The organism is Enterobacter cloacae complex sp. 418I7, from assembly GCF_050030705.1.
GTDB lineage: Bacteria > Pseudomonadota > Gammaproteobacteria > Enterobacterales > Enterobacteriaceae > Enterobacter > Enterobacter intestinihominis.
The window spans coordinates 625,175-646,695 of the sequence record NZ_JBLGUU010000001.1; the positions used below are offsets into that span (position 1 = coordinate 625,175).

Genomic DNA, 21,521 nt, shown 5'->3' on the forward strand with positions numbered 1-21,521 from the left:
ACATGTTAAATCGTATCAAGATTGTCACCAGCTTACTGCTGGTTTTAGCGATATTTGGCCTTTTACAACTCACATCCGGTGGTCTTTTCTTCAATGCCCTGAAGCATGACAAAGAGAATTTCACCATCCTGCAAACCATTCGCCAGCAACAATCCACCCTGAACGGTAGCTGGGTGGCGCTGCTGCAAACCCGTAACACCCTGAACCGTGCGGGTATCCGCTACATGATGGATCAGAACAATATCGGCAGCGGCTCAACCGTCGCCGAGCTGATGCAGATTGCCTCTGCGTCTCTGAAACAGGCGGAAAAAAACTGGGCGGATTACGAAGCACTTCCGCGCGACCCGCGTCAGAGCGACGCTGCGGCACTGGAAATCAAACGTAATTACGATATCTACCACGGCGCGCTGGCCGAGCTGATCCAGCTGCTGGGGGCGGGCAAGATCAACGAGTTCTTCGACCAGCCGACCCAGAGCTATCAGGATGGCTTTGAGAAGCAGTACGTCAGCTATCTGCAACAAAACGACGCGCTCTATCAGACCGCGGTTGAAGACAGCAACAGCTCTTACCGCCAGGCTATCTGGGTGCTGATTAGCGTGCTGGCTGCGGTGCTGGTGGTGATTGTTGCCGTCTGGCTGGGTATTCGTCAGGCGCTGATTTCGCCGCTGAACCGTCTGATTGACAGCATTCGTCATATCGCCAGCGGCGACCTGGTGAAGCGCATCGACGTGGAAGGCTCCAACGAGATGGGTGAACTGGCTGACTCCCTGCGCCATATGCAGGGCGAGCTGGTGCGTACCGTGGGTGACGTGCGTAACGGCGCAAACGCCATTTACAGCGGTGCGAGCGAAATCTCGATGGGCAATAACGATCTCTCATCCCGTACCGAGCAGCAGGCTGCCTCTCTGGAAGAGACCGCCGCCAGTATGGAACAGCTGACCGCCACCGTGAAGCAGAACGCCGAGAATGCCCGTCAGGCGAGCAACCTGGCCCTGAGCGCATCCGAAACCGCGCAGAAAGGCGGGAAAGTGGTGGATAACGTGGTGCAGACCATGCGCGACATCGCCGGCAGTTCGCAGAAAATCGCCGATATTATCAGCGTGATCGACGGGATTGCTTTCCAGACCAATATTCTGGCGCTGAACGCGGCGGTAGAAGCGGCACGTGCGGGCGAGCAGGGCCGCGGCTTTGCGGTGGTTGCAGGTGAAGTACGAAACCTGGCGCAGCGCAGCGCCCAGGCGGCTCGCGAGATCAAGAGCCTGATTGAAGACTCCGTGGGGCGCGTGGAGTTGGGTTCAACGCTGGTAGAAAGCGCCGGTGAAACCATGGGTGAGATCGTGAATGCGGTAACGCGCGTGACGGACATCATGGGCGAAATCGCGTCTGCGTCTGATGAGCAGAGCCGCGGTATCGACCAGGTGGGGCTGGCGGTGGCTGAGATGGATCGCGTGACCCAGCAGAACGCCTCGCTGGTGGAAGAGTCTGCGGCGGCCGCGGCGGCACTGGAAGAGCAGGCGAGCCGTCTGACGCAGGCCGTTGCGGTGTTCCGTATTCAGCAGGAACAGATGAAGGCGCGCGAGTTCGCCTCCGCGAAAAGCGTTGCCGCACCGGTAGTGGCGCGTAAACCGGCGACCGCAGATGCGGGCGATAACTGGGAAACGTTCTGACGTTGTGCGTTTCGCCGGGTGGCGGCTACGCCTTACCCGGCCTACGGGATGTGCGTTTCGCCGGGTGGCGGCTACGCCTTACCCGGCCTACGGGATGTGCGTTTTGCCGGGTGGCGGCTACGCCTTACCCGTCCTACGGGATGTGCGTTTTGCCGGGTGGCGGCTGCGCCTTACCCGGCCTACGGGATGTGCATTTTGCCGGGTGGCGGCTGCGCCTTACCCGGCCTACGGATTGTGGGTTTTGCCGGGTGGCGGCTGCGGAATTGGGTTTTGTAGGCCCGGTAAGCGCAGCGCCACCGGGCGATTTTACAGAGGCAGGCGCATGGCGCAGCGGGAACCATACGCTAAACCGTGCGCCGTCTCTTCTTCACGTTTCTGGCGCATTTCCGGCGTCAGCGTCGTCATCATTTCAAACCCTAATCGCCTGTAGTAGGGCGCGTTCCACGGGACATCACGAAACGTCGTTAACGTCAGCGAGGTTAGCCCCAGCGTGCGGGCATGCTCTGCGACACGGTTAATCAACCGGCGTCCGAGACCTCGTCCCTGCCAGTCCAGATGAACCGAAAGTTCCACAATAAACAGCGAAGATGGCTGGGCTTCGGCGAGAATAAAGCCCACGGGCCTGTCGTCAGCCAGCGCCAGCCAGCTTAATCCGCGTCCGGCGTAACCGAGGTGATCTTCAACGGAAATAACCTCGCTGTCTGCCAGCCAGGCCAGCTCAGGAACGTCGCGAAATCGCTGCCCCGCCGCGCGTTCAATGGCGGGCAGGGCAGCGACGTCGTCGATGCGCGTCGGGCGGAGGGTGAACGCCGTCATCAGCCAGCGCTGCTCACAATTTTAATCTCCACCATGCCGATCCCCAGCTTGCGCGGAGCGTGACCGAGAATATTCCCTTCGTTAGTGGACTGCGGCTCGGGCGGCACAATGACCAGCGTATTGCTGCGCGTGGGGTTATCGAAATGCAGCGTGCTGGTGGTGACATCATTGCTCAGCGTCAGCATCTGTTCTTTATCGCCGACGCGCACCGGCACAGGACGGTTTGCGTTGGGACCAAATGCCCTGGCGGTGATCACCAGATCGAATTTCTCCGGCAGCGGATGGGTATACTCAATTTTCACCTCATCACCTAACTGCGCGTTAGACCAGCGCCCCCAGGATTCGGGACGTGAAATACCGCTGAACTGCTTCACCTCTTCAGGCGCGCCGGCAACGTTAAAGATAAAGCTGTCAGCTTTATAACGAATGTCGTTGTCGACGATTTTCAGCAGGTCAACGTTGCGCTGATAGCGTGCGGTATCAATGACCGTATCTTTAAACGCGGTTTTCCCCTGCCACTGTGGTTTATCAACGTGTTGCACGGTCTGCTCGCCGCCGAGTTGCCCCTGTGAGACGCACCAGCCGGTGGACAGTGACAGCTCTTGTGACCAGAGCTGGCCCATTTTGTAGCATTTATCGACCCAGACGAAATTATCGCGCGGGGCGAATTCCGCCAGCTGGAAGCGCAGTGGCGCGGAGTATTCGCTTTCCGGCAGCGGCTCGACGCGGTTATCCGACACGCGCAGCAGCAGAGGCAGGCGGAAATGGCTGCCGGAGAACGCGATCATTTTTTTATCCTGATCGATGGTGAAGTCGTTTATCTCTTTCGGGAAGTTCCACAGGCGAATGATATCCGGCTTCCAGGCGAGGATTTTTTCCTTCATGTTGAGGAAGATTTCCGACAGGGACTGGCCCGACAACGTACTGCGGCCCAGGCCAATGAAGTTATCGCCACCCAGAATATCCAGCACGGTAGCGCCGTTATCCATCGAGTTACGTTTAGCGGCAATGAGCTCCTGCTGCGGTTTATCGCCGCGCAGCACAAAGAACAGGTTGCTGCGATCCAGCTTATTCAGCTCATCCCAGGCGCTGTTTTTCATCGCCAGATGGTCAGATGAAACGACGATGACCGTATTTTTGAAATACGGCGACGCTTTGATTTTCTCGATTAACGCCGCGATATGTTCCTGGCTACAGGTCACAGCGCTGAACGACTTGTTGTTTTTACCGTCAATGTCGTAGCCCTGACGTTTACAGGTGCGTGAGACGAAACCATCCGGATGATGCGTGTCGACGGTCAACGCAAACAGCGAGAAGCGTTTACCGGCGCGGGAAAGCTCCTCGAATTTCTTCCAGGTTTCATCCAGAACGGTATCGTCGTAAAAGCCCCAGTCGTTGCGGTAGGCCGGATCGGCGACCGTGGTTTTCAGCTCTTCGGAACCATATAAGTGATCGAAACCGTGGGAGCTCAGGAACACATCTTTCCCGGCAAAGCGCAGGTTAGCGCCCTGCATAAAGTAGTTTTCATAGCCCGAGTTTTTCAGGATATCGCCGAGGCAAATGTTCTGCGGGAAGAAGCTCGACATCGAGGCGGAGGCGTTACCTTCAAACGGGGCGAACAGGGGAATGCCGCACTGGGATGCCACCATCCCGGCGATGGTGTAATCCGTGCCAGGCAGTTGCATGGTGTGGCTGAAGTCGAGGCCCTGGTTTTTCAGCGCGCCGAGCTCTGGCGTCAGGTTCGGGAAAGCATCGTTGTCAAACCAGGTGCGTTCCAGACTTTCGCCGTAGATATAGACCAGGTTGAGTTTAGGGTTATCGATTTTCTTCGAGGGTTCTTTGTAATAGGCCGCAAAGTCCGGATCGCCATCGCGCGACTGGGATTTTACCAGCTCGGTAATTTGATGGAATGCCGGGCTGGCATCCACGGAGGCCAGCGCCAGGCACAGCGCCAGCAGGCTGTAGCCATGATGATGCGGACGGTGACGGCGACGGCGCAGAACCCAGGCCAGCGCGGCGAAGATGCCCACCAGGGCGACCACCAGCCCCAGACCCGGAAGGATGTACTTACCCACACCTGCGCCGGTCAGACTGTTGGTCAATGTGTAGAGCACCGCGTCGTTAATACCGTCGCCGGTAAAGTAATCGCTGGCATATAACGTAATGTTTAAAACAATAAAAATACCGAGCACCACCAGGGTGGCTACAAACCACCAGGTGTGACGACCGGCTTTCCAGGCATAAACGCCGATGGAAGCCAGGAAAAGGACAAGGGACATTAACTCTGACAACAGCAGATCCTCATCATGCCGGACGCTTAGCCGGCTAATTGCTTATTTTTTGGGTAATACAATGTAATTGCGATGTCGCTTAGCTGCAATTTTAGTGTCACGAAAGTGTGCTGTTGTTAGGATTTGGTTTATAAAATCGGATTTTTGAATACAGTCGCATCGTGGCATACGGAGGCTGAGGTGGTGGCAGGGGGTAAAAAAACGCACTTCACGCCGCGGTATAAGACTAATGTAATAAACGCGGCGTGTTGTGGCAGAAAAAGGGGGACGATCAGGAGAGGAAATTAACGCCTTGTTTCAGCACCAGATCGCAGGCTTTCGTTTTCACCTGTTTCGCCAGAGATGAATTTCCAAGGGTGCTGAGGTTCAACTGCTGACCATTTTGCGCGTTCAGCAGGCCCTGAATACCGTCCATATAGTTGGTGTCCGCTTTCTGCTCCTGGGTGTCCAGACCCAGTTTACCCAACACCTGGTTTTTGATGTTTTCGGTATCGGTGACGGAAGCCAGTTTCTGCTTCGCGCAGTATTCCAGAATACCCGCGGCGTTGTTCATCGTTCCGGCACTCAGGCTTTGGGAGCTGTTGCCCAGCAGGCCGGTGAGGGACGAGGCTGACAGCCCGCCCTGGGACGTGCCGCTCTCTTTGGTTAACTCACTTGCTGCGCTGGAGAGCGACTCCTGCCATGATGCGGCCTGCGCTGCGCCAGTCACCAGCAGGGCGCCAGTAAGGATGCTGATAAGAAATTGTTTTTTCATAATGATTTACTCAACAAGGTCCGTTTTGGGCCAGAAGTGGGTTCAGTATATACCTCTGCTCTTCCGGCGCTCCCTGGAAATATCTTAATACTCTTTGCCGGTGACGCGGCTGCGGTAGCTGTCCCAGTCGAAGATGACGTACAGGCTGTTACCCAGCTTCATGCGATCCATCACCCGCTCGCCAAGAAGTCGGGTCATCTCGTCGATATTGTGGTTCGTCAACATACCGGTTGGGCGTTTTGACGACGAACGGCGATCGACAATCTGGTTGATGATCACTTTTTCGTAGCGGGACTCCGTCTGGACACCGATCTCGTCGATGACCAGCAAATCCACGTTACTTAAATCATTCAGCAACTGTTCTTCGCTGGTTTCGCGATTACTGAAGGTGTCTTTCATGGCGGACATAATATCGGCCACGGTGATAATCAGCACTGACTTCCCGCGCAGCAGCAGCTCGTTGCAGATAGCGGCGGCGAGGTGATTTTTCCCGGTGCCGGGTTTTCCGCTAAAGATGAAGCTGGCGATGTTGCCGTCAAATTCATCCACGTACTGGCGCGCCTGGTTAAGGGCATTCATCTGCCCCTGAGACTCGACCTTATAATTCTCGAAGGAGCAGTTCTGGTGCAGAGGGCGAATGCCCGAGCGGTTAAAGGTGCGCTGCATTTTCATCGCGCGGTTTTCGCGGGCGAGGGCAGCCGCGCGAATTTTACCCTGCTCTTTTTGCCATGCCAGCAGCTCTTCACCGGTGGTGAAGGCGGGCTTCACGTTGGCAGGCATCATCTTCTGCAAACGTTTCATCAGGTCGCCGACGTTTTTCATTTCGCACCTCGGAATCCATCAGGGATTTTTTTGTCCGGTTCTGAAAAAGCATTGATATCACGTTTTGGCTGGCCGTTGTTGCTGGCGCGGTTGATTTGCAGACTGCGCGCGAATTTTTGCTGCCACTGAACATGGTGGAAGACTTTTCCTTCAGCTTGCCAGTATGCGGTAAAGGCTGCCAGCTCTTCCGGTGTCGCGGGCTGCGAGAGGGCTATTCCCCATAAGGCCGCCTGCCGCTGAAAATCGGCGTCCGGCTGCCAACCGGCGTACATGGGAAATTTCCCCATTGGAACGGCCACCGGGGCGCTGGCGGGTTCGTCAAAAAACTGATTATCCAGCATGACATCGCTCGCCGGGCGCGACAGCTTCTCTTCAATTTCCAGAAGCTGCGCCAGACGTTCCGGCGTGACCGCATAAAACGCCGGGGCGTTGTCGGCAAATACCGCGAGCGTGCCGCCTTCGGCGTGCGTCAACACACCGCGAGGATCGCGCATAAAGGCATCAATGCCAGCAATGCTGGTGGTCAGAATTCTGGAGGACATAACACTTTCTCAACTGATTACTACGGGCGTGATTGAGGGTTATGGTAGCACAGAGAGAGGGGAGGAAAGGAGAGGATTTCCCCGGTGGCGTTACGCTTACCGGGGCTAAAATCACAGGGGCTGGTTACGCGATGATGTTCAGCGTCACGTCGATATTGCCGCGCGTCGCGTTAGAGTACGGACAGACGATGTGCGCCGCATCCACCAGTTTTTTGGCTTCCGCTGCGTCCATCCCTTCAACGTGGATGTTCAGCTTCGCTTCGATACCAAAACCGGTTGGCAGCGGGCCGATCCCTACTTCGCCTTCAATAAAGGCGTCTTTTGGCAGAGCGAATTTATCGCGTGCCGCAACGAACTTCATTGCGCCCAGGAAGCAGGCGGAGTAGCCCGCAGCGAACAGCTGTTCAGGGTTGGTTACTTCACCCCCCATGCCGCCCATCTCTTTTGGCACACCCAGTTTGACATCCAGAACGCCATCGGAAGACGTGGCGCGGCCATCACGGCCTCCGGTTGCTTTGGCTTTGGCAGTGTAGACAACTTTTTCTAAAGACATGGCAGGTTCCTCATCTTACGTTTATATGCGCTATTAAATAGCGCGCGATGTTTTAAGTTAAAATTAGACGCGTAAAGTACAGCCTTACGCGCGATGCAGCTGTTGGCGCAAACTTTCGAGCTGTTGCTTGAGCGCCAGCATGGTGTCGGTATCACACTGCGCTGCACAGCCCACGGCGTGGGGTATCGTCACGGCCTGCTGTTGCAGCGCCCGACCCGCGTCGCTCAGGGTGACGGCGACCTGACGCTCATCCTGACGGGAACGCTGGCGGAGGATCAATCCTGCGCTTTCCAGGCGTTTCAGCAGGGGAGTCAGCGTGGCGGAATCCAGGAACAGCCGCTCGCCAATGTCTGACACCCTAATATCATCCTGTTCCCAGAGCACCAGCATCACCAGGTATTGCGGGTAGGTCAGATTAAGCGGCGCCAGCAGTTGCCGGTACAGCTTGTTAAGCGCCAGATTTGCCGAATAGAGGGCAAAACAGAGCTGGTTATCCAGCAGAAGCGCGTTGGTGGTGTCGTTCGTTTTTGCGTCCATGAAATGAATATAGATAGTGCGCGATACAATTGCAAGCGATTTTATTATACGCGTGGACGTTTGCGGTAAAGCCATAAGCCGGGGATCGACAGGCCGATGGAGAGCGCACCCACGATCGACGAGGCTTTAAGGAAGTTGCTCAGGAGCAGGATCATCTGGGGTTCGCTGTAGCCAAAGTGGCTGATTTTGACGGCGGAGATCATCGCCGTATAGGCTGAAATGCCCGGGAACATAGGAATCACTGCCGCCACGGTGAATACCTTCGGGTGCGCCAGATACCAGCGGGACCACTGAATACCGATGCTGCCAACCAGCATGGAGGCGATAAACGTCGACCATTCAATATTAAAGCCCGCTGTCATCATGATCATACGAGAGCCGTGGCCAATGGCACCCAGCAGCGCACACCAGGGTAATGCACGCTGTGGGACGTTAAACACCATCGCAAAACCAACGGCGGGAAGGGCAGACAAGAGCATGTCCTGTGCCAGTGCGAGCATAAAATCCATCACGCCCATCCGCGTAACCCCCAGAGTGTCATGGCCATTACCACCCCGATACAGGTCGCCAGCGTCAGCAGGCTGGCTATCGCCCAGCGCGCCAGACCGGTGTTGATATGGCCTTTGAACATATCAGCGACGGCATTAATTAAGGGAAAACCTGGCACCAGCAGCAATACGCTGGCGGCCATCGCAACAGTAGGCGTGCTGGCGAAGTAGGGCTGGCGCAAAAGCAGGCCGGATACGGTTGTCGCCACAAATGCCGTGATGCAGAAGTTAATTTGCGGATGTAGCTGTCTGTGCGTCAACAGCTGGCGGACATACATTGCGATGCTGCTGGCAAAGAAGGTCACGACAGCGCCGTCCCAGCCGCCCGCGTTGAGCTTGCAGAAGCAGGCGCAGGACAGTCCCACCATCAGCACAACCAGCCAGCGCGGATACCGGAGGGGTTTGATTTGATTGAAACGTTTTTCTATCTCCCGGAGATCGAGCAGCTTGTGTTCAGCAAGGATCACGATGTGCTGCACTTCCGTCACGACGTGCATGTTAATGCCGCGGTCATGATTTTTACGGGTGGAGGTCAGGCACTGTCCGTCTTTAATGGTGGTCAGCACAATGGCATTTGACGAGATGGAACTCTCAACGCTGTCCATCCCCAGCGCCAGCCCAAGGCGTGTGGAGAGCTCTTCGACGAGGGCGCTTTCTGCGCCGTGCTGTAAGAGAAAAAGCCCGCACTGAATACATAGCCGCGTGGTGGCACGTTGCGTAGACCGATCTGCCTGCATGAAACGCCCTGAAGAGAAGAGAGATTGCTTACTTTTAACACAAAGTGCAGGGCCCTTTGCGCTGGGCCAGATCAACATTTGTGCGATCAGTGGCGCGATGGGGGCGGAGGAAAGACAGCATTGTTATTTATTTAATGAATGTGAAATTAGGATTTATAAAAACAATATATTAAGTATTTCTAATTTCATATTTTCGATCTTTTCACGCAATTTGAATTAAATTTAAATGGTCTTTATGCGATATTAGGCCTGTATTGGGCGTTTCTTAACCCATGTGATATTTGTTCTATTTTGCGAGTATCAACCCGTTTGTACTTCGGAATGCAAACGTGTTTAACCTTGCAGGGTTAGTTCGTTCTTAAATAAAGAATTCATGACAGGGAGGGTCTATGTTGCCATTGAATGGTAAACACGGAGTGGTGATCAGCAGAGTACCGGTTATGCAAAATGGGTTAGGTGGCGTCATGTCGCGTCATTTTCCCGATTTTGAGATAACGTACTGCCGTTCGATGCAGGAGTTGACGTTATTACAATTGCGTCGCGCTGGGGTCGTTATTGCCGATATTTCGGGTGAGTATCGTAATCCACGCGGCACGCTTGAGCAATATTATGGGTTAATGAATCAGTACCGGGATATTCACTGGATATTCCTCGTTTCGCGCCCCCTTTATCCACTTGCAGTAGAGCTTCTTATGCGTCCGGAAAGCACGCTGCTTTCGGATATGGAACCCATTGAAGGCGTAATTAACGCTATTCGCGCGGGGAGTGAACGTGCCGAGCGAATAAGCCAGACGTTATTGATACCGGAAAATCCTGATATTGAAGAGGAGAGTGAGCAAATGATTGCGCTTACCCACTCTGAACGCAAGGTGTTGCGTTTGTTAGGTAAAGGTTGGGGAATCAACCAAATAGCCACGCTACTTAATAAAAGTAATAAAACGATCAGTGCACAGAAAAACAGTGCAATGCGTCGCTTATCACTTCGCAGTAATGCCGATATGTACGCGTGGATAAGCAGTACCCAGGGAATGCGAGAACTCAGTTTAATGTCGGCTTATGGAGAGTTTGAGGAATGGAAAAGACCACTGCAACAAAACATATCGCCGTCATCGAAAGCTGCTCAATGAGCGCTATGGGGCTGAAGCATCTTTTTGCGATGCCCGCCCTGAGCCATTACCAGGTGCACCTGTTTGCCAGATTTGACAACTTCAAAGCGGCGCTCTCGGAAATCTCATTCTTTGCCGTAATTTATTCATTGTCCGATGAGCGTGAGGAGCGGCGAAACTGTCTGGCCTGTTTGCGGGATCTCACCTTCACCCACAGCGACGTCAAGCGTATTGTGCTGGCCTCTGATGAAATGGAGGCGAGACTGGTCAGCCATCTTTCGCCTTCTCGCTTACATGGAATTATCAGTAAATCGGTTCCGCTGAAGCAGTTAATGGAGGGGCTGGAGACATTACTCAGCGAAACGCATCACGTGAACGACAACGTGTACAATCACTGGTGTGTGAGCCAGCATCGTATGCTAAGCCCAACTGAAAGGGCGATTCTGCGATATATGTCATCGGGTTTTTCGATCCCTGAAATTGCGGCACAGCTTGAACGCAATATCAAAACCATCCGTGCGCATAAGTTTAACGCAATGGTAAAGCTGGGCGTCAATTCTGATGTGGGATTACTGGATGCGGCAGATATCCTGGCGCATCTCCCGGTCAGGGAAATTCGCCGTTCCGCTCTCACCGTTCCTTCTTTCTCGTAGTGTTAAGTGATGCGCCAGAATTTTTCTGGCGCAACGTTCAAATACAGACATCAACCCATTTTGCTGCGGTCAGTTCCGCCATTCTGTCGGGCGATATACGCACCGCACTGTGGATGGCGCCCGCTGCGGGTAACACTTCGGCGTACTGTTTTAAAGTGATGTCACAGTAAACAGAGAGCGGATTTTCCAGTCCAAAAGGGCAGACGCCGCCAACAGGATGACCCGTCAGGGTTACTACTTCATCGCAGCTGAGCATGCGGGCTTTTGCGCCGAATGTCTCTTTGAGCTTTTTGTTATCCAGACGCGCATCGCCTTTTGCAACCACCAGAATCACATCATTTTTAATTTTCAGTGACAGCGTTTTGGCAATTTGGCCGGGTTCAACGTTGTGCGCGGCAGCAGCAAGGGCAACAGTCGCTGTGCTTTGGTTAAGCTCGATGATTTCTATATCCGGAGCGTGTTCGGCGAAAAACTGCTGTACAGACTGCAAACTCATTGATTCCTCCTGACAAATATCTTCCGTAATCTGTCATAAGAATTTAGTCGCTGTAAATATCCCTTAAGTAACAAATATCCGTCAGGGGCGATTTCTGGATCGCCTTCACATTCACAGAAACCGGTTACAGTAACCGGTTGCAGAGCGTGATGCAGAGATTAATACTGAGTGTGTAACTTCCCCCTGTATCTAATAATAAGAGCTAATTATGAAACCATTCCGTTTGAGCAGTACCGCAGGTACACGATCCGGCAAGGTTGTGACGCTGATGTATGGAACAACGTGTGACGTGAGAACGTCCGAAACGAACGTCTGACAGGAGATCTGCTATGTCTGCCAACCATGCTGCATTTAATCTGATTTTCCGCTTCGTTGAAAATTATGTCAGCCCTATTGCCGGGCGCATCTCTTCCCAGCGTCACGTTATGGCGATTCGTGACGGGTTCATCTCGGCAATGCCGTTTATGATTGTCGGGTCGTTTTTATTAGTGTTCGCTTACCCACCTTTTTCGCCAGATACCACCTGGGGCTTTGCCCGCGCCTGGCTGGATATGGCGAAGCAGTTTGAAGGTCAAATTCTGACGCCGTTTGATATGACGATGGGGGTGATGTCCCTCTATATCTGTGCGGCTATCGCCTACAACCTGGGCAAACATTACGTTAAAACCCATCAGTTGGATCCGTTCATGTGCGCGATGCTGTCGCTGATGGCGTTCCTGCTGGTCGCCGCCCCTAAAACCAAAGGCGCCTTACCGGTTGATAGCCTTGGAGGCACCGGGATTTTCACCGCGATCCTGGTGGCGATTTACTGCGTTGAGATGATGCGTTTCCTGAAAGCACACAATATCGGGATCCGCCTGCCAGACCAGGTTCCGCCGATGATCAAAAACTCATTTGACCTGCTGATCCCGGTGCTGGTGGTGGTGCTGACGCTTTATCCGCTGAGTCTGTTGATCCAGTCGCAGTTCGGTATGCTGATCCCACAGGCCATCATGTCGATATTCAAACCGCTGGTCTCTGCGGCGGACTCGCTGCCAGCGATCCTGCTGGCGGTGCTGATTGGCCACCTGCTGTGGTTTGCCGGGATCCACGGCGCAGCGATTGTCTCGGGTATGCTGCAAATGTTCTGGCTGACGAACCTGGGGGCGAACCAGACCGCGCTGGCGGCGAGCCTGCCTTTACCACACATCTTTATGGAAGCCTTCTGGACGTTCTTTATTGTGATCGGTGGGTCAGGAGCGACGATGGGGCTGGTGTTCTGTTACCTGCGTAGCCGCTCCGCGCACCTGCGCTCCATTGGACGCCTGAGCGTGGTGCCAAGCATTTTCAATATCAATGAACCGGTGATTTTTGGTACGCCGATTGTGATGAACCCGGTGTTCTTTATTCCTTTCCTGCTGGCGCCGATGGTCAATGCCGTACTGGCATGGGCAGCGATGAAGTTTGATCTGATTGGCCGCGTGATTTCCGTTGTGCCGTGGACGGCACCGGCTCCGGTTGGTGCCGCCTGGGCGCTGGGCTGGGATTTCCGTGCAGCCATTCTGGTGCTGGTTTTGGCCTGCGTTTCCGCCATTATCTATTTCCCGTTCTTCAAGGTGTACGAGAAACAGTTGCTTCAGCAGGAAGCGGAAGAAGCACAGCGTAATGGGGAAGAGGAAAATCAGCAGGTCGCTTAGGTAAAAGCAAAACGGCAACGCAGGTTGCCGTTTTTAGTGTTTGTTCCCTCTCTCTGCGGGTTTCAGGCAGGGCCAGACTACTTAAGCGTGCAATCGCCGCACTGCTGGACATCCGGCAGACGGTAGCGCTGACAGCAGGTACGACGCACCAGAAGTCCCTCACGCGGAACCACGGTGCGGTAAAGAGGGTTATCCCGCCCATCCGACAGCTGTCTGGCAAAGAAACAGCTCTGACGCAGCGCATCGACTTTCTCGTCGCCGAGCAGCGGCTTCATCTCCGTTAAATACCAGTGGATAAGATACCCGGTATTACTCCAGATCAGTTTGCCGTTGATCTCCCCCGTCGCTTCCAGCGCATCAATGACCGGAACCAGCGCTCTTGTAATCAACCGTTCCATACGCGCCTGCGCTGACAGGTGACTCGCGCTCGGATCTTCGTGTACATCAATCCAGAAACAGGCGGCGCGTCCGGTCTCATGGAATTCGACGTGGAAATGTTCCGACGAGAGATCGAGCATCGTTTCCTGGGTCAACAGGGCCAGCATGACAGGCGGCACCATCAGCCCGATATACCATTGTGCCCAGAGGGAAAGCAGCGGTTTATTTTCCCGCGCCAGCGTCGGTTGGTTACGATAAATATGGTCGGAATAGGTTGCCAGCAGTGACCGCAGCTCGGCAGGTCGTTGCCACTGAGTCAGCGTCAGAGCATGATGCGGCGGTGCTTCATCCAGTTTGATGAAATCCAGCAGATGGGCGCGTGTTACGGCGATTTTTTCCCGAATGGCATCCGCAAGCGTCGTTTCTCCGGCGGAGAGTGGAGCTCGCCAGAGCAGTGGCTCAACGATGTGTGCGGTACGAGTCGCCATAGTGTGGATTACAAATCTAAATGATAATGATTGCCAATCCTAACTATAGATAAAACCGAGCGCAAGCGTTTTATCCTGGCGCTGTGAAGGCGGTTTCAGGCGATATGAAGCTCGTCGCTCAGCAGAATGCTGTTGCGTCCCATATGCTTGGCTTCATAGAGGGCTTTATCGGCTTTCGCCAGTGCGCCATCAACGTCTTCACCTTCGAACATGGCTATGCCAATGCTGATGGTCACGTTAGTGGCGACGCTTTCGTTAAACATGTGGGGGATTTTGAGATCGTAAACCTTCTGACGTATGCGTTCAGCTGTCTGGCGCGCTTGCTCCAGTGGGATGTTACTTAACAGCACCATAAATTCTTCCCCGCCAAACCGGGCGACAACATCGCGTGAGCGCACGGCGTCGCGGATCGCAGCCGAGACCCTGATCAAGGCCTGATCGCCCATCATATGGCCGTAATGATCGTTGTAGGCTTTGAAATGGTCGATATCCATCAGCAGCACAAAGTGCTCGCCAGCGTCAGGCCTGGGGAGGTTCTCAAGCCGGCTTTGCAGCCCGCGACGGTTATATAGGCCGGTGAGCGGGTCCATCATGCTGAGATCGGTCAGGGTTTCACGCTCTTCGAGCAGTTCGGAAAGCAGCTCCTGGGCGAAACGGTCATTACGCCGCTGAAGAACATGATGGATACCAATGGCGACCACCGGCAGCGCGAAAAAATAGGCCATTCTCAGCCAGTTTTCGGACGGGCTAAGCCACAGGCAGGATATAAAAGCGGGAAATGAATGTAACGTAAAGGCTTTAATATTACTGGCGAAAGCCAGAGACCCTATAAAAAGCACTGTTAATAGCGCCATCATTAAATAGGTTGCGTGATCGTGCGTTATTAACAGAAATTTTGAGACGATCTGCCATGCCCATAAAAACCCAAAAATAGCTGAAACAGCAGGGATATTTATTTTTCGCGTGCTATTTTTCCAGTGCCAGATAAGTAAGCCAGTGCTGGCAGTCAATACGGCAAACAGGGGGACTGATAACACACGAACGGAATAGAGAGGGTTTGTTACCGAGAACAATGCTGATGCAGCGTTCAGAAATAAAAATAAACGTAAAGAAAGCTGATATTTCTTGTTGACTAAGGACAGCCAGGATTGTGATGTCATATGCGTGCGTTTTTATTAAAACTCAATTAAAACAATGAGCAAGGTGTTGTTATGTATTATTGGTCGCTACAAAATTGAATTTTTATTATCAGAAAAACGTTATCGGAAGTTAACAGGTGGGCAATTTATCACCTTACACATTCTCTGTCATTATGGGAAAGCAATTGCTGGCGCAATTTCTTACGTCGCATGCTGACAAGTGATAATTACTATCATATGATACTGGTTATCATTATCAGTGCGAGAGGTGAAACCATGTTGAGCAAAGCGCTGGGAAGTGGGTGGGGAATATTGCTGCCTGGTTCCATTATCTGTGGGCTGATGTTTGCCGATCTTCCCATTGATGTCTGGAAAGCAATGATTGTTTCGGGCTTGCTGGTGACATCCGCGATGATCTGGCACAAACAGTTACGGCATTACGTGCTGTTGCCATCATGCGTTGCGCTAATCAGTGGACTGCTGGTGATTCTGATGAGTTTGAAATAAAAGGGAAAAACAAGAGGTACTGCTGAAGGGATGTAAGATAATTGGTGCGAGGGGGGGGACTTGAACCCCCACGTCCGTAAGGACACTAACACCTGAAGCTAGCGCGTCTACCAATTCCGCCACCTTCGCACAGTCATCTTACTGGTTTGATATCGCCTCGTTGGTGCGAGGGGGGGGACTCGAACCCCCACATCCTAAGGACACTAACACCTGAAGCTAGCGCGTCTACCAATTCCGCCACCTTCGCCCAGTGCGAGCAATATCAACGTGATTTATGGTGCGAGGGGGGGGACTTGAACCCCCACGTCCGTAAGGACACTAACACCTGAAGCTAGCGCGTCTACCAATTCCGCCACCTTCGCATACCATCAACACTGTAAAAGTATCGTAACCACGGAGGCGCATTCTAGATGTTTTCAGCTTTACGTCAACAGAAAATTGCGCACGTTGTTTTGATTGCTGCAAAAATGGGCGATGGCAGCGTCAGCCATCGCCGGGCAGGGGAATTACTTTTTCGCCTGGCGCGTCATCACGGTGCGATACACCTTAAAGCGGCCTGTCTGGGCGATCACTTCGTGGAAGCCGAAGGTTTCATCCAGCACTTTCGGATACGCCAGGAAGGCATTCGCCACAATACGTAGCTCACCGCCGCTGTTAAGGTGACGGGTTGCGCCACGGATCAGCGTTTGCGCCGCTTCAAGGCTGGTTTCCATCCCGTCGTGGAACGGCGGGTTAGAGATGATCATGTCAAAGCGACCGGTCACGTCGGAGAAGACGTTGCTGGCGATCACTTCGCCTTCAATGCCGTTCGCAGCAAGCGTGGCGCGGCTGGCTTCTACCGCCGGGGCGCTCACGTCACACAGGGTTAAACGCACTTTTGGTGAGTGGCTGGCGAGAACCGTTGACAGCACGCCCGCGCCACAGCCGACGTCCAGCACCTTGCCCTTGGTGTGCGGCGTCAGGGTGGACAGCAGCAGCTTGCTGCCCGTATCAAGCGCGTCACGGCTAAACACACCCGGCAGGGTTTTAATGGTCAGGCCGTCAAGCTGGTACTCGTCCCAGAAGGTGTTGGCATCAAAAGTGGTCTGTTTTTCCAGACGGCCATGATACAGGCCGCAGCGTCGGGCGCTGTCGATTTTCGTCAACGGCGCGTAGCCTTCGAGCATCTGCTCTGCGCTTCGCACCCCGCTGCGGTTCTCACCGACGACAAAAATATCGCAGCCGACCGGCAGCAGAGAAAGCAGGTTCATCAGCTGGAACTGGGCTTCCGGTTTGTTCTTCGGCCAGTAGTAAATGAGCGTATCGCAGTCAGCAATATCGCTCTGCTCCGCCACCAGGCTAAAGCGTGCGCGCTCGCCCATTTGGCGGCTCAGCACCTGCCAGTGGTGGTAGTATTGGGTGTGGGCACGGCTTTCAGCACAGTCGAAACGTGCGGGCAGGTCATCCTGCATATCTCCGGCAAACAGAATACGGCTTTCTTCGAAATCATCACTGTGACGCAGCAAGACTTCACTTGCCGGGGTAAATGCAGACATGAATTGTTCCTCAATAAACTCAGGCGGGGATTATAGTAGGTAGATGGCGCAGTTTCGACACATTTGCTATATTTGCGCGCCTGAGAGACAGGAGTTTTCGCTATGACATCCCGACGAGACTGGCAGTTGCAGCAGCTGGGCATCACCCAGTGGGCTTTGCGTCGCCCGACGGCGTTGCGGGGCGAAATAGCCATCTCCATCCCTGCGCATGTCCGCCTGGTGATGGTGGCAGAAGCGCCGCCTGCCCTGAACGAACCCCTGATTGAGGATGTCCTTCGCACCCTGAAGGTGACAAACGATCAGGTATTACAGCTGGCGCCCGAAAGCGTCGCGATGCTTCCCCCTGACAGCCGCTGTAACAGCTGGCGAATCGGGGCGGTGGATGAGCTACCTCTTGAAGGAAGCCAGATCAGCTCGCCAGCGCTGGACGAACTGAAAGCCAACCCAAAAGCGCGTAGCGCGCTATGGCAACAAATTTGCGAATATGAACACGATTTCTTCCCTCACGACGGCTGACCTGGCCACCGCGTTCGCGATTGAAACACGCGCCCATGCCTTTCCGTGGAGCGAAAAGACGTTTGCCAGCAATCAGGGCGAACGCTATTTAAATCTCCGCCTGGACGTTGACGGTGTGATGGCCGCGTTCGCCATCACGCAGGTCGTTCTGGACGAGGCGACGCTGTTTAATATCGCGGTCGATCCCGCTTACCAGCGCCGCGGGCTGGGCAGGGATCTGCTTGAGCACCTCATTCGTGAGCTGGAAACCCGTGACGTTTTCACCCTGTGGCTTGAGGTGCGCGCGTCCAATGTCGCCGCCATCGCGCTCTATGAAAGCTTAGGCTTCAACGAGGCGACTATCCGCCGTAACTACTACCCCACCGCAGAGGGACGTGAAGACGCCATTATCATGGCTCTGCCGATTGGATAACGAAAATAAGGTTGTAACGATGAAATGGGACTGGATTTTCTTTGATGCCGACGAAACGCTGTTTACGTTTGACTCGTTCGGCGGCCTACAGCGGATGTTTCTCGACTATAGCGTGACGTTCACCGCTGAAGATTTTCAGGACTATCAGGCGGTGAACAAGCCGCTGTGGGTGGATTACCAGAACGGAGCCATCACCGCGTTACAGCTTCAGCATCAGCGTTTTGACGTCTGGGCTGAACGGTTAAACATCAGTCCTGGGGTGCTGAACGAGGCCTTCCTGAATGCAATGGCAGATATCTGCGCGCCGTTGCCCGGCGCCATTTCTCTGCTGGATTCGCTGAAAGGGAAGGTGAAGCTTGGGATCATCACCAACGGCTTTACCGCGCTTCAGCAGATCCGCCTTGAACGCACCGGCCTGCGCGATCATTTCGACGCGCTGGTGATCTCTGAAGAGGTAGGCGTGCCGAAGCCGGATCCGCGTATTTTCGATTATGCGCTGGCGCAAGCGGGCAATCCTGACCGCGATCGCGTGCTGATGGTGGGGGATACGGCAGAATCTGATATTCTGGGAGGTATGAGATCGGGCCTGTCGACCGTCTGGCTGAATGCGCATGGCCGCACGTTGCCGGAAGGCATCGAGCCGACCTGGACCGTAACGTCATTGAACGAACTGGAGCAGCTCCTGTGTAAACAATGATTGCCTGCCCCCTGTTGATGGGTAAAATAGCCGCATTTTTCGTATTCCATGATGCGCGGCCTGCTGCCGCGCTTACCTAAGAAGAATTGATTATGACGTTGTCTCCTTATCTGCAAGAGGTGGCCAAACGCCGCACTTTTGCCATTATCTCGCACCCGGATGCCGGTAAAACGACCATCACCGAGAAGGTGTTGCTGTTCGGACAGGCGATCCAGACCGCGGGTACCGTTAAAGGCCGTGGCTCCAGCCAGCATGCTAAATCCGACTGGATGGAGATGGAAAAGCAGCGTGGTATTTCGATTACCACCTCCGTGATGCAGTTCCCGTATCATGACTGCCTGGTGAACCTGCTGGACACCCCGGGGCACGAAGACTTCTCCGAAGATACCTACCGTACCCTGACGGCGGTGGACTGCTGCCTGATGGTGATCGACGCCGCGAAAGGTGTTGAAGATCGTACCCGCAAGCTGATGGAAGTCACTCGTCTGCGCGATACGCCGATCCTTACCTTTATGAACAAACTCGACCGTGACATCCGTGATCCGATGGAGCTGATGGATGAAGTGGAAAACGAGCTGAAAATCGCCTGCGCGCCAATCACCTGGCCGATTGGCTGCGGCAAGCTGTTCAAAGGGGTTTACCACCTCTATAAAGACGAAACCTACCTGTATCAGACCGGTAAGGGCCACACTATTCAGGAAGTCCGCATCGTGAAAGGGCTGGACAACCCGGAGCTGGACGCCGCTGTCGGTGAAGAGCTGGCCGCGCAACTGCGCGATGAGCTTGAGCTGGTCAAAGGCGCTTCTCACGAGTTCGACAGAGAACTGTTCCTGAGCGGTGACATTACCCCGGTCTTCTTCGGTACCGCACTCGGCAACTTCGGCGTTGACCATATGCTCGACGGTCTGGTTGAGTGGGCCCCGCAGCCGATGCCGCGTAAAACCGACACCCGCGAAGTAGAAGCGAAGGAAGAGAAGTTCTCCGGCTTCGTCTTTAAAATTCAGGCCAACATGGACCCGAAACACCGCGACCGCGTCGCCTTTATGCGCGTGGTTTCCGGTAAGTACGAAAAGGGCATGAAGCTGCGTCAGGTGCGTATTGGTAAAGACGTAGTGATCTCCGACGCGCTGACCTTCATGGCGGGCGACCGTTCGCACGTGGAAGAAGCCTATCCGGGTGACATCATTGGTTTACACAACCACGGTACCATTCAGATCGGCGATACCTTCACGCAGGGCGAAATGATGAAGTTCACCGGTATCCCGAACTTCGCGCCGGAACTGTTCCGCCGCATTCGCCTGCGCGATCCGCTTAAGCAGAAGCAGCTGCTGAAAGGCCTGGTCCAGCTTTCGGAAGAGGGGGCTGTACAGGTGTTCCGCCCTATCGCCAACAACGATCTGATCGTGGGCGCGGTGGGGGTGCTCCAGTTTGACGTGGTAGTTGCCCGTCTTAAGAGCGAGTACAACGTGGAAGCGATTTACGAATCGGTGAACGTGGCGACCGCGCGCTGGGTTGAATGTTCAGACGTGAAGAAATTCGAAGAGTTTAAGCGTAAGAACGAAGTTCAGCTGGCGCTGGACGGTGGCGATAATCTGACCTATATCGCCCCGACTATGGTTAACCTGAACCTGACGCAGGAACGTTATCCCGACGTTCAGTTCCGCAAAACGCGCGAGCATTAATTCCCTCACAGAGCACGGCAGCCGCCGTGCTCTTCTTTAATTCCAGTGTTATTAAACCCTTGCGGAATGTTCTTAATTCAACGTAATTTTTCGCTATTCGTTCGTTTTTTCCCCAATTCTGAATGCACCCCTCTGATTGTGATCTATATTTAACTCAGTGTTTAGCACCGGGCGTGGATGAATTAACTGTTCAATGCATGTCCACTGGTTCTCCATTTCGCCCGTGTGTTAATTCGCAATATATAAAACCAAGATTTAGGGAAGTATGGCGCCCAAATAACGGGCAAAACACAGGAATAAATCGATGAATATGACAAGACTGAAGATTTCTAAAACTCTGCTGGCTGTAACGTTGGGTAGTGTCCTGGTAAGCGGTTCTGCTCTGGCGGAATCCAGCACCATGGATAAAGCGCAAAATACCGCTAATACCGCAGGGGAAAAAATCGATAGCTCTATGAATAAAGTCGGTAATTTCATGGATGACAGCTCTATCACAGCAAAAGTGAAAGCCGCACTGGTGGATCATGAATCCATTAAGAGCACCGATATTTCTGTTAAAACCGACAACAAGGTTGTCACTCTGAGCGGTTTCGTTGAAAGCCAGACTCAGGCTGAAGAGGCCGTTAAAGTAGCGAAAGGCGTTGAGGGCGTAAGCTCTGTAAGCGACAAACTGCACGTACGTGACAGCAAAGAATCGTCGGTGAAGGGCTATGCCGGAGATGCAGCAACTACCAGCGAAATCAAAGCTAAACTGTTAGCTGACGACATCGTGCCATCCCGTATGGTGAAAGTTGAAACCACCGATGGTGTGGTCCAGTTGTCCGGTACGGTTGAGAATCAGGCACAAAGCGATCGTGCCGAGTCAATTGCGAAAGCTATTGATGGTGTGAAAAGCGTCAAAAACGATCTGAAAACGAAGTAAAGCAGTACCACTCGCCTGTCTGGCTGAAAACCGCGGGCGAAATAAAA

23 protein-coding genes and 3 tRNA genes are annotated in these 21,521 nt (G+C 53.9%); 10 read left to right on the forward strand and 16 right to left on the reverse strand.

The genetic code is table 11. From position 1 onward, the window contains the following. Window positions 1-2 precede the first annotated feature (2 nt). A complete protein-coding gene (tsr, locus tag ACQG0S_RS03015) occupies window positions 3-1,667 on the forward strand; it encodes a methyl-accepting chemotaxis protein (RefSeq protein ID WP_023305399.1) in 1,665 nt (554 codons plus the stop codon). A 306-nt stretch (window positions 1,668-1,973) separates the two neighbouring features. Here the strand turns inward: tsr and ACQG0S_RS03020 are convergent, their stop codons facing one another. The 9 genes from ACQG0S_RS03020 to ACQG0S_RS03060 all read right to left on the reverse strand — a co-directional run bounded on the left by ACQG0S_RS03020 (window position 1,974) and on the right by ACQG0S_RS03060 (window position 9,267). Beyond that, the gene (locus ACQG0S_RS03020) at window positions 1,974-2,483 is read right to left on the reverse strand and encodes a GNAT family N-acetyltransferase (protein ID WP_023305400.1); all 510 of its coding nucleotides are present in this window, start codon (window positions 2,481-2,483) and stop codon (window positions 1,974-1,976) included. Further along, window positions 2,483-4,774 (reverse strand): phosphatidylglycerol--membrane-oligosaccharide glycerophosphotransferase, encoded by a 2,292-nt coding sequence (gene opgB / locus ACQG0S_RS03025; protein ID WP_169440928.1) that lies wholly within the window; start codon window positions 4,772-4,774, stop codon window positions 2,483-2,485. Before opgB ends, ACQG0S_RS03020 begins: the two co-directional genes overlap by 1 nt. A 271-nt stretch (window positions 4,775-5,045) precedes the next feature. Then, window positions 5,046-5,528 carry a DUF2501 domain-containing protein gene (locus ACQG0S_RS03030; RefSeq protein ID WP_022646964.1) on the reverse strand — a complete coding sequence of 161 codons (483 nt, stop codon included), beginning with the start codon at window positions 5,526-5,528 and terminating at the stop codon, window positions 5,046-5,048. Between the two features lie 84 nt (window positions 5,529-5,612). Further along, window positions 5,613-6,350 (reverse strand): DNA replication protein DnaC, encoded by a 738-nt coding sequence (gene dnaC / locus ACQG0S_RS03035; RefSeq protein WP_003856580.1) that lies wholly within the window; start codon window positions 6,348-6,350, stop codon window positions 5,613-5,615. Continuing rightward, window positions 6,347-6,892, reverse strand: coding sequence for a primosomal protein DnaT (dnaT, locus tag ACQG0S_RS03040; RefSeq protein ID WP_023299265.1), 546 nt, complete (start codon window positions 6,890-6,892; stop codon window positions 6,347-6,349). Before dnaT ends, dnaC begins: the two co-directional genes overlap by 4 nt. Before the next feature lie 124 nt (window positions 6,893-7,016). After that, window positions 7,017-7,445: an organic hydroperoxide resistance protein gene (locus ACQG0S_RS03045; protein WP_003856578.1), complete on the reverse strand. Its 429-nt coding sequence runs from the start codon at window positions 7,443-7,445 to the stop codon at window positions 7,017-7,019. A gap of 84 nt (window positions 7,446-7,529) precedes the next feature. Next, on the reverse strand, window positions 7,530-7,982 hold the full coding sequence (locus ACQG0S_RS03050; protein WP_426750008.1) for a MarR family winged helix-turn-helix transcriptional regulator: 453 nt from the start codon (window positions 7,980-7,982) through the stop codon (window positions 7,530-7,532). 44 nt (window positions 7,983-8,026) lie between these two features. Then, on the reverse strand, window positions 8,027-8,500 hold the full coding sequence (locus tag ACQG0S_RS03055; RefSeq protein WP_032621429.1) for a threonine/serine exporter: 474 nt from the start codon (window positions 8,498-8,500) through the stop codon (window positions 8,027-8,029). Next, window positions 8,491-9,267 carry a threonine/serine ThrE exporter family protein gene (locus ACQG0S_RS03060; protein WP_017383842.1) on the reverse strand — a complete coding sequence of 259 codons (777 nt, stop codon included), beginning with the start codon at window positions 9,265-9,267 and terminating at the stop codon, window positions 8,491-8,493. Before ACQG0S_RS03060 ends, ACQG0S_RS03055 begins: the two co-directional genes overlap by 10 nt. Before the next feature lie 389 nt (window positions 9,268-9,656). Between ACQG0S_RS03060 and ACQG0S_RS03065 the strand changes: the two genes are divergently transcribed. After that, window positions 9,657-10,394, forward strand: coding sequence for a helix-turn-helix transcriptional regulator (locus ACQG0S_RS03065; RefSeq protein WP_022646969.1), 738 nt, complete (start codon window positions 9,657-9,659; stop codon window positions 10,392-10,394). Next, window positions 10,391-11,026 (forward strand): DNA-binding transcriptional activator BglJ, encoded by a 636-nt coding sequence (gene bglJ, locus ACQG0S_RS03070; protein ID WP_032625381.1) that lies wholly within the window; start codon window positions 10,391-10,393, stop codon window positions 11,024-11,026. The genes ACQG0S_RS03065 and bglJ overlap by 4 nt, the downstream gene beginning before the upstream one ends. A 37-nt stretch (window positions 11,027-11,063) precedes the next feature. Here the strand turns inward: bglJ and ACQG0S_RS03075 are convergent, their stop codons facing one another. Next, the gene (locus tag ACQG0S_RS03075) at window positions 11,064-11,522 is read right to left on the reverse strand and encodes a YbaK/EbsC family protein (protein ID WP_022646971.1); all 459 of its coding nucleotides are present in this window, start codon (window positions 11,520-11,522) and stop codon (window positions 11,064-11,066) included. A gap of 329 nt (window positions 11,523-11,851) precedes the next feature. Here ACQG0S_RS03075 and ACQG0S_RS03080 point away from each other — a divergent pair, with 329 nt between their 5' ends. Further along, complete coding sequence (locus ACQG0S_RS03080) at window positions 11,852-13,198, forward strand: PTS cellobiose transporter subunit IIC (protein ID WP_006810218.1); 1,347 nt, start codon at window positions 11,852-11,854, stop codon at window positions 13,196-13,198. A gap of 77 nt (window positions 13,199-13,275) precedes the next feature. On the opposite strand, the gene fhuF is transcribed toward ACQG0S_RS03080, so the two are convergent. Both fhuF and ACQG0S_RS03090 read right to left on the reverse strand, forming a co-directional pair. Continuing rightward, entirely contained in the window at window positions 13,276-14,064 is a 789-nt protein-coding gene (gene fhuF / locus ACQG0S_RS03085; RefSeq protein ID WP_022646974.1) for a siderophore-iron reductase FhuF, read from the reverse strand. Between the two features lie 95 nt (window positions 14,065-14,159). After that, window positions 14,160-15,224: a GGDEF domain-containing protein gene (locus tag ACQG0S_RS03090; protein WP_023305406.1), complete on the reverse strand. Its 1,065-nt coding sequence runs from the start codon at window positions 15,222-15,224 to the stop codon at window positions 14,160-14,162. 216 nt (window positions 15,225-15,440) lie between these two features. On the opposite strand from ACQG0S_RS03090, the gene ACQG0S_RS03095 reads away from it, so the two are divergent. Then, on the forward strand, window positions 15,441-15,710 hold the full coding sequence (locus ACQG0S_RS03095) for a DUF1435 domain-containing protein (protein ID WP_169440932.1): 270 nt from the start codon (window positions 15,441-15,443) through the stop codon (window positions 15,708-15,710). A 42-nt stretch (window positions 15,711-15,752) separates the two neighbouring features. Here ACQG0S_RS03095 and ACQG0S_RS03100 read toward each other — a convergent pair. From ACQG0S_RS03100 to rsmC, 4 genes are all read right to left on the reverse strand, one after another. Next, window positions 15,753-15,839 (reverse strand) — tRNA-Leu (locus ACQG0S_RS03100). Between the two features lie 32 nt (window positions 15,840-15,871). Further along, window positions 15,872-15,957: transfer RNA gene (locus ACQG0S_RS03105), tRNA-Leu, on the reverse strand. Window positions 15,958-15,985: 28 nt separating this feature from the next. Next, window positions 15,986-16,072, reverse strand: a tRNA-Leu gene (locus ACQG0S_RS03110). A gap of 144 nt (window positions 16,073-16,216) precedes the next feature. After that, window positions 16,217-17,245, reverse strand: a complete 1,029-nt coding sequence (gene rsmC / locus ACQG0S_RS03115) for a 16S rRNA (guanine(1207)-N(2))-methyltransferase RsmC (protein WP_032625390.1) — start codon at window positions 17,243-17,245, stop codon at window positions 16,217-16,219. Window positions 17,246-17,347: 102 nt separating this feature from the next. On the opposite strand from rsmC, the gene ACQG0S_RS03120 reads away from it, so the two are divergent. The 5 genes from ACQG0S_RS03120 to osmY all read left to right on the forward strand — a co-directional run bounded on the left by ACQG0S_RS03120 (window position 17,348) and on the right by osmY (window position 21,474). Beyond that, the gene (locus tag ACQG0S_RS03120; protein ID WP_022646978.1) at window positions 17,348-17,761 is read left to right on the forward strand and encodes a DNA polymerase III subunit psi; all 414 of its coding nucleotides are present in this window, start codon (window positions 17,348-17,350) and stop codon (window positions 17,759-17,761) included. Then, window positions 17,730-18,173, forward strand: coding sequence for a ribosomal protein S18-alanine N-acetyltransferase (gene rimI, locus ACQG0S_RS03125; protein ID WP_426750010.1), 444 nt, complete (start codon window positions 17,730-17,732; stop codon window positions 18,171-18,173). Before ACQG0S_RS03120 ends, rimI begins: the two co-directional genes overlap by 32 nt. Before the next feature lie 19 nt (window positions 18,174-18,192). Next, window positions 18,193-18,870, forward strand: coding sequence for a pyrimidine 5'-nucleotidase (gene yjjG, locus ACQG0S_RS03130; protein WP_169440934.1), 678 nt, complete (start codon window positions 18,193-18,195; stop codon window positions 18,868-18,870). Between the two features lie 92 nt (window positions 18,871-18,962). Next, window positions 18,963-20,552: a peptide chain release factor 3 gene (gene prfC, locus ACQG0S_RS03135; protein WP_022646981.1), complete on the forward strand. Its 1,590-nt coding sequence runs from the start codon at window positions 18,963-18,965 to the stop codon at window positions 20,550-20,552. 304 nt (window positions 20,553-20,856) lie between these two features. Beyond that, a complete protein-coding gene (osmY, locus tag ACQG0S_RS03140) occupies window positions 20,857-21,474 on the forward strand; it encodes a molecular chaperone OsmY (RefSeq protein WP_022646982.1) in 618 nt (205 codons plus the stop codon). The last annotated feature ends 47 nt before the right edge of the window (window positions 21,475-21,521 follow it).

Coding starts and splice junctions, on each gene's coding strand:
- ACQG0S_RS03080 (WP_006810218.1), top strand. CDS start 11,852: ATGTCTGCCAACCATGCTGCATTTAATCTGATTTTCCGCTTCGTTGAA.
- ACQG0S_RS03030 (WP_022646964.1), bottom strand. CDS start 5,528: ATGAAAAAACAATTTCTTATCAGCATCCTTACTGGCGCCCTGCTGGTG.
- ACQG0S_RS03055 (WP_032621429.1), bottom strand. CDS start 8,500: ATGGGCGTGATGGATTTTATGCTCGCACTGGCACAGGACATGCTCTTG.
- ACQG0S_RS03020 (WP_023305400.1), bottom strand. CDS start 2,483: ATGACGGCGTTCACCCTCCGCCCGACGCGCATCGACGACGTCGCTGCC.
- rimI (WP_426750010.1), top strand. CDS start 17,730: ATGAACACGATTTCTTCCCTCACGACGGCTGACCTGGCCACCGCGTTC.
- ACQG0S_RS03120 (WP_022646978.1), top strand. CDS start 17,348: ATGACATCCCGACGAGACTGGCAGTTGCAGCAGCTGGGCATCACCCAG.
- bglJ (WP_032625381.1), top strand. CDS start 10,391: ATGAGCGCTATGGGGCTGAAGCATCTTTTTGCGATGCCCGCCCTGAGC.
- ACQG0S_RS03060 (WP_017383842.1), bottom strand. CDS start 9,267: ATGCAGGCAGATCGGTCTACGCAACGTGCCACCACGCGGCTATGTATT.
- dnaT (WP_023299265.1), bottom strand. CDS start 6,892: ATGTCCTCCAGAATTCTGACCACCAGCATTGCTGGCATTGATGCCTTT.
- rsmC (WP_032625390.1), bottom strand. CDS start 17,245: ATGTCTGCATTTACCCCGGCAAGTGAAGTCTTGCTGCGTCACAGTGAT.
- ACQG0S_RS03075 (WP_022646971.1), bottom strand. CDS start 11,522: ATGAGTTTGCAGTCTGTACAGCAGTTTTTCGCCGAACACGCTCCGGAT.
- osmY (WP_022646982.1), top strand. CDS start 20,857: ATGAATATGACAAGACTGAAGATTTCTAAAACTCTGCTGGCTGTAACG.
- ACQG0S_RS03095 (WP_169440932.1), top strand. CDS start 15,441: ATGATACTGGTTATCATTATCAGTGCGAGAGGTGAAACCATGTTGAGC.
- ACQG0S_RS03065 (WP_022646969.1), top strand. CDS start 9,657: ATGTTGCCATTGAATGGTAAACACGGAGTGGTGATCAGCAGAGTACCG.
- ACQG0S_RS03050 (WP_426750008.1), bottom strand. CDS start 7,982: ATGGACGCAAAAACGAACGACACCACCAACGCGCTTCTGCTGGATAAC.
- prfC (WP_022646981.1), top strand. CDS start 18,963: ATGACGTTGTCTCCTTATCTGCAAGAGGTGGCCAAACGCCGCACTTTT.
- fhuF (WP_022646974.1), bottom strand. CDS start 14,064: ATGGCGACTCGTACCGCACACATCGTTGAGCCACTGCTCTGGCGAGCT.
- yjjG (WP_169440934.1), top strand. CDS start 18,193: ATGAAATGGGACTGGATTTTCTTTGATGCCGACGAAACGCTGTTTACG.
- ACQG0S_RS03045 (WP_003856578.1), bottom strand. CDS start 7,445: ATGTCTTTAGAAAAAGTTGTCTACACTGCCAAAGCCAAAGCAACCGGA.
- dnaC (WP_003856580.1), bottom strand. CDS start 6,350: ATGAAAAACGTCGGCGACCTGATGAAACGTTTGCAGAAGATGATGCCT.
- tsr (WP_023305399.1), top strand. CDS start 3: ATGTTAAATCGTATCAAGATTGTCACCAGCTTACTGCTGGTTTTAGCG.
- ACQG0S_RS03090 (WP_023305406.1), bottom strand. CDS start 15,224: ATGACATCACAATCCTGGCTGTCCTTAGTCAACAAGAAATATCAGCTT.